The organism is Streptomyces sp. NTH33, assembly GCF_003236365.1.
GTDB lineage: Bacteria > Actinomycetota > Actinomycetes > Streptomycetales > Streptomycetaceae > Streptomyces.
The window spans coordinates 1-13641 of sequence record NZ_POTZ01000160.1 but is presented as its reverse complement, the minus strand read 5'-3'; the positions used below and the strand labels follow the sequence as shown (position 1 = coordinate 13641).

General features: G+C 71.1%; 12 protein-coding genes. 5 read left to right on the top strand and 7 right to left on the bottom strand.

Features of this window, described 5'->3' with window-relative positions; translation table 11 throughout:
• From sepX to galU, 6 genes are all read right to left on the bottom strand, one after another.
• On the bottom strand, positions 1-1057 hold a 1057-nt coding region (gene sepX, locus C1I97_RS17210), incomplete at its 3' end, for a divisome protein SepX/GlpR (protein WP_111004100.1).
• A 204-nt stretch (positions 1058-1261) separates the two neighbouring features.
• Positions 1262-1891 (bottom strand): GNAT family N-acetyltransferase, encoded by a 630-nt coding sequence (locus tag C1I97_RS17205; RefSeq protein ID WP_111004099.1) that lies wholly within the window; start codon positions 1889-1891, stop codon positions 1262-1264.
• Between the two features lie 17 nt (positions 1892-1908).
• Positions 1909-2442 carry a MogA/MoaB family molybdenum cofactor biosynthesis protein gene (locus C1I97_RS17200; protein WP_111004098.1) on the bottom strand — a complete coding sequence of 178 codons (534 nt, stop codon included), beginning with the start codon at positions 2440-2442 and terminating at the stop codon, positions 1909-1911.
• A complete protein-coding gene (moaC, locus tag C1I97_RS17195) occupies positions 2439-2951 on the bottom strand; it encodes a cyclic pyranopterin monophosphate synthase MoaC (RefSeq protein ID WP_111004097.1) in 513 nt (170 codons plus the stop codon). Before moaC ends, C1I97_RS17200 begins: the two co-directional genes overlap by 4 nt.
• A 94-nt stretch (positions 2952-3045) precedes the next feature.
• On the bottom strand, positions 3046-4368 hold the full coding sequence (glp, locus tag C1I97_RS17190) for a molybdotransferase-like divisome protein Glp (RefSeq protein WP_181446763.1): 1323 nt from the start codon (positions 4366-4368) through the stop codon (positions 3046-3048).
• A gap of 5 nt (positions 4369-4373) precedes the next feature.
• Positions 4374-5276 (bottom strand): UTP--glucose-1-phosphate uridylyltransferase GalU, encoded by a 903-nt coding sequence (gene galU / locus C1I97_RS17185; RefSeq protein ID WP_111004096.1) that lies wholly within the window; start codon positions 5274-5276, stop codon positions 4374-4376.
• Between the two features lie 61 nt (positions 5277-5337).
• Here galU and C1I97_RS17180 point away from each other — a divergent pair, with 61 nt between their 5' ends.
• Complete coding sequence (locus C1I97_RS17180) at positions 5338-5994, top strand: 5-formyltetrahydrofolate cyclo-ligase (RefSeq protein ID WP_111004095.1); 657 nt, start codon at positions 5338-5340, stop codon at positions 5992-5994.
• Positions 5995-6089: 95 nt separating this feature from the next.
• Here the strand turns inward: C1I97_RS17180 and C1I97_RS17175 are convergent, their stop codons facing one another.
• The gene (locus C1I97_RS17175) at positions 6090-8927 is read right to left on the bottom strand and encodes a penicillin acylase family protein (RefSeq protein WP_111004094.1); all 2838 of its coding nucleotides are present in this window, start codon (positions 8925-8927) and stop codon (positions 6090-6092) included.
• 214 nt (positions 8928-9141) lie between these two features.
• Between C1I97_RS17175 and C1I97_RS17170 the strand changes: the two genes are divergently transcribed.
• The 4 genes from C1I97_RS17170 (at position 9142) to C1I97_RS17155 (ending at position 13454) form a co-directional block, all read left to right on the top strand.
• Positions 9142-10650: a potassium/proton antiporter gene (locus C1I97_RS17170; protein WP_111004093.1), complete on the top strand. Its 1509-nt coding sequence runs from the start codon at positions 9142-9144 to the stop codon at positions 10648-10650.
• Between the two features lie 209 nt (positions 10651-10859).
• Positions 10860-12155 carry an MFS transporter gene (locus C1I97_RS17165; RefSeq protein ID WP_111004092.1) on the top strand — a complete coding sequence of 432 codons (1296 nt, stop codon included), beginning with the start codon at positions 10860-10862 and terminating at the stop codon, positions 12153-12155.
• Positions 12156-12222: 67 nt separating this feature from the next.
• A complete protein-coding gene (locus tag C1I97_RS17160; protein WP_111004091.1) occupies positions 12223-12540 on the top strand; it encodes an FmdB family zinc ribbon protein in 318 nt (105 codons plus the stop codon).
• 80 nt (positions 12541-12620) lie between these two features.
• Positions 12621-13454 carry an S-methyl-5'-thioadenosine phosphorylase gene (locus C1I97_RS17155; protein WP_111004101.1) on the top strand — a complete coding sequence of 278 codons (834 nt, stop codon included), beginning with the start codon at positions 12621-12623 and terminating at the stop codon, positions 13452-13454.
• Positions 13455-13641: the final 187 nt, after the last annotated feature.

The following is a 13641-nucleotide window of genomic DNA, read 5'->3' as shown; positions in this document are numbered from 1 at the left end:
AGGCGGGCGCGTCCACGGCGGGGGCCGCGTCCTCCTCCGGTACCGCCGTGGACGAGCGCGCCGAGCTCCAGGTGTCCGGGGCGCCGAGGTCGACGTCGGAGGTGGCGCGCGGGGCGACCGGAGCGGTGACGTACGTGGGCAGCGGTACGGGGACCGGGTCCCAGCTGTCGCCCTGGCCGGGATGGTGCTGGCGCTCGCGCTGCTGGTCGAGCCACTCGGCGTGGTCGGTCTGCTCGACCAGGGCGCGCCGGTCGGCGGCGAGGGCGGACAGTCCGGGGTCCGTCTCCGGTTCGGGTCCCGCCTCCGGCTCGTCGGCGGAGGGGTCCAGGGGCGCGCGCCGGCGGGGCTGGCGCCGGTTCTCGCGCAGCCGCTGGGCGGCGGCCTCGGCGTGGCGGCGGTCCATCTGGTAGGTGAAGCGGCGCCGCTCCTGGGCGCGCAGATACGCGATGTACGCGCTGAGCAGCACGGCGGGTACGCCGGGTGCCCACAGGAAGGTGAGCCCGCCGACCGCGGCGACGACCGCGCCGAGGGTGAAGGCGAGGAAGAGGAGGACGGTGGTGCGCCGACGGCGTGCGAGCACCTTCGAGCGCCGGGCGCGTGCTGCGGCCGCCTCCGCGTCGGGCCCGCGCCGGGCCGCGGGGACGCCCTTGCGCGCGGGCGTGTCGGCGGAGGGAGACTCCGACAGTACCGCCGGTGTCATGATCCGGTCCCGAGGAGCACGCTCACCTTTCGTCTTCTCCCGCACGTCATGCGCCGGCGGCCGCTGCCGCTCCCGCGCACCGGTCGGAGGCGTGGCGAAGGCCCGGACGTCCACCGAGTCGGTGACGGCGTCCGGCTCCCCGGCGCTCGGCTCCCCCTCCTCGGCGGAGCGCGCCCTGAGGTCCCTGGCGTACCGGCGCTCCATCCCCGCCCGTCCGGACAGGAGCCGGATGGCGGTGCTGAAGCGTTCCGTCGGACGGGCCTCGTTCAGCTCGTCCTGCCTACGGAGCCACATCGGCACCAAGTAGGCGGCCCAGGCCCCGACAATGACTGCGTAGATGAGGCCGCTGCTGCTCACGTCTCACACCGTAGAGGGGTTTGCGTGAGGCCATCCGCCAATTGGGCCGGTGTGTCGCACGATCCGGCTGATATTTCGAACTTTTTTTGCGATCGGTGTGATCAGCAGACCGTCAAGGGCGTGAATTCAATGTCACCCGTACGGTCGCGACCAGGTCCGCTGCGCAACGCGGGGACCACAACGCGTTCATTTTCGAACGTATATTCAATTTCCGGGTGACGCGGGATTCCCGTTCCGCGCCCGTTGTGCTCGGCTCCTCCGCCAGCGGCTCAGCAGCCCTTCGGGTACCTCCTCCGCCGTGAGCGCGAACACCATGTGGTCGCGCCAGGCGCCGTCGATGTGCAGATAACGCGGGCGCAGGCCCTCCTCGCGGAATCCGAGTTTCTCCACCACCCGCCGGCTCGGCCCGTTCTCGGGGCGAATGCAGACCTCGACGCGGTGCAGTCCCACGGTGCGGAAACAGTGGTCCCCGACGAGCGCCACCGCCGTCGGCATCACCCCGCGGCCGGCCACCGCCTCGTCCACCCAGTAGCCGACGTGGCCCGAGCACATCGAGCCCCAGGTGATCCCGGCGACCGTCAACTGCCCGACCAGCCGCCCCTGGTACTCGATGACGAACGGCAGCATCCGGCCCGCGTGCGCCTCGGACCTGAGGTGGCGCACCATCTGCCGGTAGGTCGGCCGGTGTGTGACGGGCCCGCCGGGCGTGGGCGGCGGGATGGTCGCCTCCCAGGGCCGGAGCCAGTCCCGGTTGCGCCGGTTCACCTCGCGCCAGGCCCGCTGGTCGCGCAGCTTTATCGGCCGCAGGACGACGTCGCCCTCCGTCAGTACCACGGGCCAGGATGGGCTGTTCAGCTCGCACCCCCACTGCCGGCGCCGGGTCTGGCGTGGTCGCCGCCGCGCAACTGGTCGACGGCGTGCGCCAACAGGGGCTGGAGGACGGCCAGTCCGTCCTTCACCCCGCCGGTCGAGCCCGGCAGATTGACGATCAGCGTCCGCCCGGCCACACCGGCCAGGCCGCGGGAGAGCGCCGCGGTCGGCACCTTCTCCCGTCCGAACGCCCGGATGGCCTCCGCGATGCCCGGTACCTCGTGGTCGATCACCCGGCGGGTCGCCTCGGGGGTGCGGTCGGTGGGCGAGACGCCCGTGCCGCCGGTGGTGACGATGACGTCGTAACCGGCCTCGGCCCCGGCCCGCAGAACCGCCTCCACGGGATCCCCGTCGGGCACCACGCGCGGTCCGTCGACGGTGAACCCGAACCGCTCGAGCCCCTCGGCGATCAGCGGGCCGCCCTTGTCCTCGTAGACTCCGGCGGCAGCCCTGTTGGAGGCGGTGACCACAAGTGCCCGGTACGGCGCGCCTCCCGCCGATGTGTCCCGTGTCATGCCCGGCTCCAGTCGCCCGACTTGCCGCCCGTCTTCTCCTCCACCCGTACGTCCGTGATGACCGCCCCCTTGTCGACCGCCTTGACCATGTCGATCACGGTGAGCGCGGCGACGGACACCGCGGTGAGCGCCTCCATCTCGACGCCCGTGCGGTCCGTCGTCCTCACGGTGGCCCGGATCTCCACGGCGTCGTCCGCGACCGACAAGTCCAGTTTCACACCCGACACCGACAACGGATGGCACAGCGGGATCAGATCAGGGGTGCGCTTGGCACCCATGATCCCGGCGATCCGCGCGGTGGCGAGGGCGTCGCCCTTGGGGACGCCCTCGCCGCGCAGCAGCTCGACCACGCGCGGCGAGACGAGGACACGGCCGCTGGCACGGGCGGTGCGCGCGGTCACGTCCTTGCCGGAGACGTCGACCATACGGGCGGCGCCCGCGTCGTCGATGTGCGTCAGCCGGTCCGGTGCTGGTGGTCCGGGGGTCTCCCCCCGGGAAGGCACAGTCATGATCGTGTGGGGCTCCCGGTCCTGGCCCGGCGCGGTGCGGCGCGCGGACCTGTTGTGCGCGACACCGCGACACGCTACCGCCACCCTCCGGGACTCAGCCGAGCAGGACCACCTCGACCTCGTCGCCGGGCTCCACGGACTCGGCGTCCTCGGGGACGACGATGAGGGCGTCGGCCTGCGCGAGGGCGGCGACCAGATGGGAACCGGCGCCCCCGACGGGCCTGACCTCGCCGTCGGCGTAGCTCCCGCGCAGGAACTGCCTGCGCCCCTTCGGCGAGCTCAGCGCCCCGTCCGCGGCCAGGGTCGCGCGGACCGTCGGCCGGTGGACGTCCTGAAGGCCCATCAGGGCACGGATGACGGGCCGGACGAACAGCTCGAAGGAGACGTACGCCGACACCGGGTTGCCGGGCAGGGCCAGCAGCGGGATGTGGTCGGGGCCGACGGACCCGAAGCCCTGGGGCTTTCCGGGCTGCATGGCCAGCCGGCGGAACTCCACGCCGCCGCCCGGCTCGTCCTCGTCGCCGACGTGGGACAGCGCCTCCTTGACGACGTCGTACGCCCCGACGCTCACCCCGCCCGTGGTGACCAGCAGGTCGGCGCGGACGAGCTGGTCCTCGATGGTGGAGCGCAGGATGTCGACGTCGTCGGAGACGGCGCCCACCCGGTAGGCGATGGCACCGGCGTCCCGGGCCGCCGCGGTCAGGGCGAAGCTGTTGGAGTCGTAGATCTGGCCGGCGCCGAGCTGCTCGTCGGGCTGGACGAGTTCGCTGCCGGTGGACAGCACCACCACGCGCGGGCGCGGGCGCACCCGGACCGTGCCGCGGCCGATCGCGGCCAGCAGGGCGATCTGCGGAGGCCCGAGGACCGTACCGGCATCGAGAGCACGGTCGCCGGCCTTCACGTCACTGCCCTTGGTCCGCACGTGCGCGCGTGCCTCGGCCGGCCGGTACACGCGCACCTGCCTGCCGGCGCCCTCGGGGGCGAGGCCGCGGGCACGCATCCCGCTGACCGGCCCCTCGCCGAGCCCGCCGTCGGTCCACTCCACGGGGACGACCGTCTCGGCCCCGGGCGGCAGCGGGGCGCCGGTCATGATCCGGGCGGCCTGTCCCGGCCCCACCCGGAGCAGTCCGGCCGAGCCCGCCGCGACATCGCCGACGACGTCGAGGACGGCCGGGAACTCCTCGCTCGCGCCCGAGACGTCCGCGACCCGTACCGCGTACCCGTCCATGGAGCTGTTGTCGAACGGCGGCAGGAAGACCGGCACCGTGACGTCGTCGACCAGGACGCAGCCCTGGGCGTCGAGCAGGTGCAGCTCGATGGGTTCCAGCGGGCGGACGGTGGTGAGGACGTCCTCCAGGTGCTCGTCCACCGACCACAGGCGGTCCGGGCCGGCGGTGCGGGACTCGGCGCTGCTCAACGTCGTTACATCTCCTCGGCTACGTAACGCTGAAGCCAGGCCCTGAAGTCCGGGCCCAGGTCTTCACGTTCGCACGCGAGTCTGACAATGGCACGCAGATAGTCGCCGCGGTCGCCGGTGTCGTAGCGGCGGCCCTTGAAGACGACGCCGTGCACCGGGCCGCCGATCCCCTCGTCCTGAGCGAGCTGCTGCAACGCGTCGGTGAGCTGGATCTCGCCGCCGCGGCCGGGCTCGGTCCTGCGCAGCACGTCGAAGATGTGCGGGTCGAGGACGTAACGGCCGATGATCGCGTAGCTGGAGGGTGCCTCCGCCTGGTCCGGCTTCTCGACCAGGCCGGTCACCTGGACGACGTCGGCGTCCTCGGTGGTCTCCACGGCCGCGCAGCCGTAGAGGTGGATCTGCTCGGGCTCGACCTCCATGAGGGCGACCACGCTGCCGCCGTAGATCTCCTGGACCTCGATCATCCGCTGCAGCAACGGGTCGCGCGGGTCGATCAGGTCGTCGCCGAGCAGGACGGCGAAGGGCTCCTGGCCGATGTGCGGGGCCGCGCAGAGCACCGCGTGGCCCAGTCCTCTGGGGTCGCCCTGGCGGACGTAGTGGATCATCGCGAGGTCACTGGACTCGCGCACCTTGGCGAGCCGGTCGCCGTCGCCCTTCTTCTCCAGGGCGGACTCCAGCTCGTAGTTGCGGTCGAAGTGGTCCTCCAGGGGCCGCTTGTTGCGGCCGGTCACCATCAGGACGTCGTCGAGGCCCGCGGAGACGGCCTCCTCGACCACGTACTGGATCGCCGGCTTGTCCACGACCGGCAGCATCTCCTTGGGAGTGGCCTTGGTCGCCGGCAGGAACCGGGTGCCGAGGCCCGCCGCGGGAATGACAGCCTTGCTGATCCTGGGGTGCTCCTGAGTCATGCCCGCAACCTTATCCATTGCCTTTGCAGAGAATTGACGACTCCGGTTGATTGGCCCCCATATGAGTACAGACAGCTACATAAAGAAGGGTACGGAAGGACCAGTGAGCCACACCGGACGCGGAGCCGAGTCTGACAAGCGCACGTTGCGACGAGAATTCCTCGCGGTGAGGAACGCGTTGACCGTGGATGACGTACGGGAGGCGGCACACGCGCTCGCGCGGCGCGCCCTGGAGCTTCCCGAACTGACGGGCGCCCGCACGGTGGCCGCGTACGTCTCCGTGGGCACCGAACCGGGCACCCCTCCGCTGCTCGACGCACTGCGTGCGCGGGGCGTGCGCGTCCTGCTGCCCGCGCTGCTGCCCGACAACGACCTGGACTGGGGCGCCTACACCAAAGAGGGCTCCCTCGCGCGCGTGCAGCACAGCGGGAGGATGGCGCTGTTCGAGCCGGCCGGCGAGCGCCTCGGCCCGGACGCGGTGACGGAGGCCGACGTCGTCCTGCTGCCCGGTCTCGCCGTCGACGCGCGCGGGATGCGCCTCGGGCGCGGCGGAGGGTCCTACGACCGTGTCCTCGCCCGCCTGGAAGCGGCGGACGCGCATCCCGCGCTCGTGGTCCTGCTGTACGACACGGAAGTCGTCGAGCGCGTGCCCGAGGAGGCCCACGACCGGCCGGTGCAGGCGGTGGTGACCCCATCCGGAGTACGCCGCTTCGCCTGAACCCCTGACCTCTGACCGCCACGACGGCGACTTGTACGACGAAGGCCCTCCACGCGCGCGTGGAGGGCCTTCGTCAACAGGCGGCGGTCAACGGCTCACGGCTTGAGCACCAGCGTGTCGCTCGTGTTCCTGTCGACCGCGTTCGCCGAGAAGGCCCACGGCAGCAGCTCGCCCTTGGTCCACTTGTCCGTCTGGTCGGTGTAGTGGGCGCTGTAGGCGTGCCCGGAGGCACCGGTGAGGTTGATCCACTTGGACTTGTCGAGGTCGGCGAGGTTGACCACCATCCGCATCGACGGCACCCACACCACTCCGTAGCCGCCGGCCGCGTTCCAGCCGGCGGCGTTGACCGCGGCCTCGCCGCCGCTGAGCTTCCACGGGCCGCGGTTGAGGACGTACTGCAGGATGCCGGGGCCGTCGGTGCCCAGGGTCTGGTTCTTCAGGAACAGGCGGTGCAGCCGGCCCCAGCTCCAGGTGTCGATGTCCTTGCCGAGCTTGGCGGTCAGCTCCCAGCGGGCGTCGATCATGGCACGCTCGAACAGCTCGTCGCGGTTGTCGGCGGCGGGCCGGGTGCCCGATGCCGGGGTCTTCCACCAGTCGCTGTCCGGATTGTCCATGAGGGTGCGGAACACCTCGAACCAGCGGTCGCCGCCGTCCGGCTGCGCCTGGTCGGCTTCGCGCTGACCGCACTCGCGGACCTTCCGGTTCTCGTCGGCCGGGCCGGTGTTGCCGGCCGGCTCCACCCACAGGCACTGGCCCTTGACCCGCAGCTCCTTGGGCAGCTTGTTGCCGAAGGACAGCTTGAGGATGTTGCGCCAGACCGCGTTGAAGTAGGCGGCCGCGGCCGAGTCGGCGTCCTGCGTGCGGTCCCAGCCCTCCAGCAGCTTCTGCGCCTCGCGGACGCCCTTGTCGCCGATGTCGATGTTCAGCAGCTTGGGTACCAGCAGGTTGGCGATCGCGCTGCTGTTGTCCAGCTGCATCTGGCGCATGTCGTCGGTGGAGATCTTGCCGCCGCCGTCGATCTTCTGCTGGATCAGGTCGGTGATGCGCCGACTGCGGGTGCCGTAGCCCCAGTCCGCGGTGAGGGTGTACGGGTAGCTCTTCGGGTCGACGACGGCCTGGTTGGCGGTGACGATGTAGCCGCGCTCGGGGTTGTACTCGTAGGGCAGTTCCTCCGGCTTGATGTAGCCGGTCCAGTCGTACTTGGAGTCCCAGCCGGGGGCGGGGACGGAGCCGTCGCCCTGCGCGCGCGTGGGGATGCGGCCGGGCAGCGTGTAGCCGATGTGGCCCTCGGTGTCGGCGTAGATCAGGTTCTGCGAGGGCACGTCGAACAGCTCGGCGGCCGAGCGGAAGTCGTCGAAGTTCTTCGCCTTGTCGATGGCGAAGACGGCGTCCATGGTGGTGCCCGGCTCCAGCGCCGTCCACTTCAGGGCGATCCCGTAGCCCTCGCCGCGGTCGGGTGCCGCGGTGTTGACCTGGGCCTTCTTGCCGACCGTCACCAGTTCGCCGGAGCGGTCGGACAGCAGGGGCCCGTTGCTGGTCGTCCGCACGACGATCGTCTTGGACGTGCCGCCGGCGACCTTGATGGTCTCCTGGCGGCTCTGGAACGGCACCGTCTTGTTGTCGCGCACGTAGCCGTCGCCGCTGAGCTTCTCCAGGTACAGGTCGGTGACGTCCACGCCGGAGTTGGTCATGCCCCAGGCGATGTTCTGGTTGTGGCCGATGATCACGCCGGGCATGCCCGCGAAGGTGTAGCCGCTGACGTCGTACGGGCACGCCTTGGAGACGGTGCGGCAGTGCAGGCCCATCTGGTACCAGACCGAGGGCAGCGAGGCCGACAGGTGCGGGTCGTTGGCGAGCAGCGGCTTGCCGGTGATGGTGTACTTCCCGGAGACGACCCAGGAGTTGGAACCGATGCCGTTGCCATTGACGCCGACGGCCGTCGGAAGGCCGTCCAGGACGTCGTGCAGGCCCATCAGCTGGCTCTGCAGGGCGGAGGTGTCGGCCGCGCCCTGCGTGCCGGTCGCGGCACCGGTGCCGGCCGGGGTGCCGGTCCCCGCCGCGCCACCGCCCGTACCCGTCGTGCCGGTCGAGGTGCCGGACGCGTCCGTCGAGGTGCCGGTGCCCGTGGCGCCGGTCGCGGCACCGCTCGCTTCGAACGCCTGAGTGAGCTCGTTGTACTGGCCCTGCGTGATGATCGGCTTGTTCCGGCTGTACGGGTACTCCGGGTACAGGTCCTTGATCTGCTTGGGGCCGAGGCGGCTGGTCATCAGGGCGCGGTCGATCTCGTCCTGCATGTTGCCGCGCAGGTCCCAGGCCATCGCCTTCAGCCAGGAGATCGAGTCCACGGGGGTCCACTGCCCGGGCTTGTAGTCGTTGACGAAGCCCAGGGCCGCGTACTCCAGGGAGATGTCCTTCGCCTCCCGGCCCTCGAGGTAGGCGTTGACTCCCCCGGCGTACGCCTGCAGGTACTTCTTGGTGGAGTCCGACAGCTTTGTGTCGTACTCCTGTTTGGCGACCCGGTCCCAACCCAGGGTGCGCAGGAACTCGTCGTTCTTGACCTGGCTCTTGCCGAACATCTCCGACAGGCGCCCGGAGGTCATGTGCCGGCGCACGTCCATCTCGTAGAACCGGTCCTGCGCCTGGACGAAGCCCTGCGCCATGAACAGGTCCTCGGCGGAGGAGGCGTAGATCTGCGGGATGCCGTAGCCGTCCCGCTTGACGTCGACGGGGCCGGACAGACCCTTGAGCGTGAGGGTGCCCTTGGTCTGCGGGAAGGAGGCGCGCACGGTGCTGACGGACCAGTAGGACCCGTAGGCGATGCCGCCGATGATCGCCAGCACCAGGACGAGCACGACCAGTCGGGCTTTTCGCCCCTTCTTCCTGCCGGACTTGCCGGGCTTGTCACCCGTTGAGGCGGTGGTGTTGGGGGGCATCGCTGTCCTTGCTGTCCTAACGCGAGCGGCAGGTCGGGCTGTGACTTCGAATGAGCGCTGGAGCAACCATAGGCGCAGGGCCCGGTCGCGCTTGACGCGGAGTCGGGATCCGGGCACGCGTGAACGTTCGATTTGATCACCTGTGGCGTCAAGAAAACGTCAAGAGTTAGGTAAGGTAACGAAGTAACCTGGGAACTCGGGGAAGGAACCGCTGCTGACTGTTCACCACCTCAACCAGCTCCTGCTCGCCTGCTCACTCGTCCTGCTCGTCGCGGTCGCAGCGGTCCGGATCTCCTCGCGCAGCGGGCTCCCCAGCCTGCTCGTCTACCTGGGGATCGGCATGGTCATGGGCTCGGACGGCCTGGGCGGCGTCCACTTCACCAATGCCGAGCTGACCCAGGTCATCGGCTACGCGGCCCTGGTCGTGATCCTCGCCGAGGGCGGACTCGGCACGAAGTGGAAAGAGATCAAGCCGGTGCTCCCGGCCGCCACCGTCCTGGCGGTCCTCGGAGTCGCGGTGAGCGTCGGCGTCACGGCGGCCGGCGCCCACTACCTCATAGGGCTGGAGTGGCGTCAGGCCCTCATCATCGGCGCGGTGGTGTCCTCCACGGACGCGGCCGCCGTCTTCTCGGTGCTGCGGAAGATCCCGCTGCCCGCGCGCGTGACGGGCACGCTGGAGGCCGAGTCCGGCTTCAACGACGCCCCGGTGGTCATCCTGGTCGTCGCCTTCTCCACCGCCGGTCCGGTCGAACACTGGTACGTACTGGTGGGCGAGATAGTCCTGGAGCTGGCCATCGGCGCGGCCATCGGCCTGGCGGTGGGCTGGCTCGGCTCCTGGGCCCTCCGGCACGTCGCGCTGCCCGCCTCGGGCCTCTACCCGATCGCCGTGATGTCGATCGCGGTCGCGGCGTACGCCCTCGGCGCACTGGCGCACGGCAGCGGCTTCCTGGCCGTCTACCTCGCGGCGATGGTGCTCGGCAACGCCAAGCTGCCGCACTGGCCCGCCACACGCGGCTTCGCCGAAGGACTCGGCTGGATCGCCCAGATCGGCATGTTCGTCCTGCTCGGCCTGCTGGTCACCCCGCACGAGCTGGCCGACGACATCTGGCCCGCCCTCGTCATCGGCCTGGTGCTGACGGTGATCGCACGCCCGCTGGGCGTGGTGGCCAGCCTGCTGCCCTTCCGGGTGCCGTGGCGGGAGGAGACCCTGATGAGCTGGGCCGGCCTGCGCGGCGCCGTGCCCATCATCCTGGCGACCATCCCCATGGTGAACGGCGTCGACGCCACCCACCGCATCTTCAACATCGTCTTCGTCCTCGTCGTCGTCTACACCCTCGTACAAGGACCGACCCTGCCCTGGCTCGCCCGCAAGCTGCGGCTGGGCGCCGAGCAGGAGGCCGCCGACCTCGGCATCGAGTCGGCGCCCCTGGAACGGCTGCGCGGCCATCTGCTGTCCGTCGCCATCCCTGAGGGCTCCCGGATGCACGGCGTCGAGATCAACGAACTGCGGCTGCCCGCCGGATCCGCGGTCACCCTGATCGTCCGCGAGGGCAAGTCGTTCGTACCGCTGCCCACCACGACCCTGCGACGCGGCGACGAACTCCTCGTGGTCGCCACCGACCCCGTCCGCGAAGCGGCGGAACGGCGCCTGCGCGCGGTCGGCCGGGGCGGCAAGCTGGCGGGATGGCTGGGCACGAACGGAGCCGGCGCGGGGGCGGCATGAGCCGAAGGGGCGATGCGCACGATCCCTGTACGATGAAGCCGCACCCTGATCGAACCAACTCTGCCTGACGCAGAGCTGGCGCGACCGTATGGCGGCCGGGTCGCCCCCGCAGCGGGCGCCGGGTATCTACCGCAGTCCGCGCAAGAGGACAGCTCTCGGCGTGCCCGCACGCAGGGACCACGCCACCAGGCGGCAGAAAGGCACGGGCCGTGGGATCCACGGTCACCACCACCGAGCCGGCGCAGACCTCGACGGCACCCTCCCGCCCGGGATACGGGCAACTGCTGCGCACCCGCGGCGCCTGGACGTTCCTGCTCCCCGGCTTCGCGGCGCGCCAGCCGTTCGCGATGCTCACCATCTCCATCGTCCTGCTGGTGCAGCACACCACCGGCTCCTACGGCGCGGCGGGCGCCACCGCGGCCGTCACCGGCGTCTCCATGGCACTGTTCGCGCCGTACAGCGGGCGGCTCGCCGACCGCTACGGACAGCGCGCCGTCCTGCTCCCCGGCGTCCTGGTGCATGTCCTGGCAGGACTGGCACTGACCGCGCTCGCCCTGGCGCACGCGCCCCTGTGGGCGCTGTTCGCGGCGGCCGTGCCGACCGGCGCCTCGGTGCCGCAGATCGGGCCCATGGTGCGCGCCCGCTGGGGGGTGACCCTCAAGGACTCACCGCTGATGACCACCGCGGCGGCCTTCGAGTCGGTCACCGACGAGCTGACCTTCGTCCTCGGCCCCCTGCTGGCGACCGCCCTGTGCACGACCGTCGCCCCGGCCGCCGGACTGGTCACGGAAGCCGGGCTGACCCTGGTCGGCGGCCTGCTGTTCGCCGCGCAGAAGCACACCCAGCCACCCGTCACCGCCGACCGGCACGCACGCGTGGAGCACACCTCCGCCCTGCGCGTCCCCGGCGTGCGCGTGCTGATCGTGACCTTCCTCGGCATCGGATGCGTCTTCGGCGGCATGCAGGTCTCGCTGGCCGCGTTCACCGAGTCGATCGGCCGGCCCGGCCTCAACGGCGTGCTGTACGGGACGTTCGCCGCGGGCAACATGCTCTCCGGCATCGTCTGCGGCGCCATCGCCTGGAAGGCCGCCCCGCACCACCGCCTCGTCGTCGGCTACACCGCCCTCGCGCTGGCCGCGTCCGCGCTGTGGACCACGCACTCGGTGCTGTTCCTGGCCGCGCTCGGCCTGCTGGTCGGCATGTGCATCGCGCCGACCCTGATCACCGGCTACACCCTGGTCGAGAGCCTGGTCCCGGCCGGCGCCCGCACCGAGGCGTTCACCTGGCTGACGGGCGCGGTCGCGCTCGGCCAGGCGTCCGCGGTCACCGTCGCCGGACAGCTGGAGGACCGGCTGTGGAGCGGCGCCGGATTCCTGGTCCCGATGGCCGGCACGGTGCTCGCCCTCGTCATCCTGGTGACGCTCAGGTCGCGGCTCGCGGTCCGGCCGCACAGCCGCGCCGTCGCACGTGGCGTCGGTCACCGCTCCTCCGTCGCAGTGGACTGATCCCCGGGAATACGTCAGTATGGACCGTCGTTAGCACTCATCGAGTGAGAGTGCCAGGAGGAAGACAGTGCCCACCTACCAGTACCAGTGCACCGAGTGCGGCAACGGCCTCGAGGCGGTGCAGAAGTTCACCGACGACGCGCTCACCGAGTGCCCCGGATGCGGTGGCCGCCTGAAGAAGGTGTTCTCCGCGGTCGGCATTGTCTTCAAGGGCTCCGGCTTCTACCGCAACGACAGCCGCGGCTCCTCGTCGAGCAGCAGCCCGGCGTCGTCGTCGAAGTCGTCGAACGGCTCCTCGTCCTCGTCGGACTCCTCGTCGTCCGGCTCGAGCTCGTCCTCCTCGTCCTCGTCCTCGTCGAGCACGGCGGGCAGCTCCGCCGCCTGACGTCCTTTTCCCTCCGCTGACCCCGCCGTCGCAGGACGGCGGGGTCCTCGGCGTCCGCGCGGGCGACTAATGTGCCGGTCATGGCGAACGCAGAGATCGGTGTCATCGGCGGTTCCGGCTTCTACTCGTTCCTCGACGACGTGACCGAGATCCCGGTGGACACCCCGTACGGGGCACCCAGCGACTCCCTCTTCCTCGGCGAGGTCGCCGGCCGGCGGGTCGCCTTCCTGCCCCGGCACGGCCGCGGCCACCACCTCCCGCCGCACCGCATCAACTACCGGGCCAACCTGTGGGCGCTGCGCTCCGTGGGCGTACGCCAGGTGCTCGGCCCCTGCGCGGTGGGCGGGCTGCGCCCCGAGTACGGGCCGGGCACGCTGCTCGTGCCCGACCAGTTCGTGGACCGGACGAAGTCCCGGCAGCAGACCTACTTCGACGGACTCCCCCTGCCCGACGGCACGGTGCCGAACGTGGTGCACGTCTCCCTGGCCGACCCCTACTGCCCCGTCGGGCGGGCGGCCGCGCTGAAGGCGGCGCGCGGGCGGAACTGGGAGGCGGTGGACGGCGGCACCCTCGTCGTGGTGGAGGGACCGCGCTTCTCCACCCGTGCCGAATCGTTGTGGCACCAGGCACAGGGCTGGTCGGTGGTGGGCATGACCGGCCACCCCGAGGCGGCGCTCGCCCGCGAGCTGGAGCTCTGCTACACCTCGCTGACGCTGGTCACCGACCTGGACGCGGGCGCCGAGAGCGGCGAGGGCGTCTCGCACGAGGAGGTGCTGCGGGTGTTCGCGGCCAATGTGGAACGGCTGCGGGGCGTTCTGTTCGACGCGGTGGCCGCGCTGCCCGCCGCCGGGGAACAGGGGTGCCTGTGCACGAAGGCGCTGGGCGGGATGGATCCGGGGTTCGTGCTGCCGTAACCGGGCGCGGGCCGGTGTGTCACGGGCCGGAATTCCTCGTTCGGGTGAGCAAGTTGTCCACAACCCGCGAGTAGCACACAAGCTCCGGCGGCCGTCGGCGCGATGCCTCATCGTGGCATCGCAAGCCGAAATCCACATCGCTGGTGGTGGTCCGCATGTCCCTGCCCTGTCCGACTCCCCCGCCCTC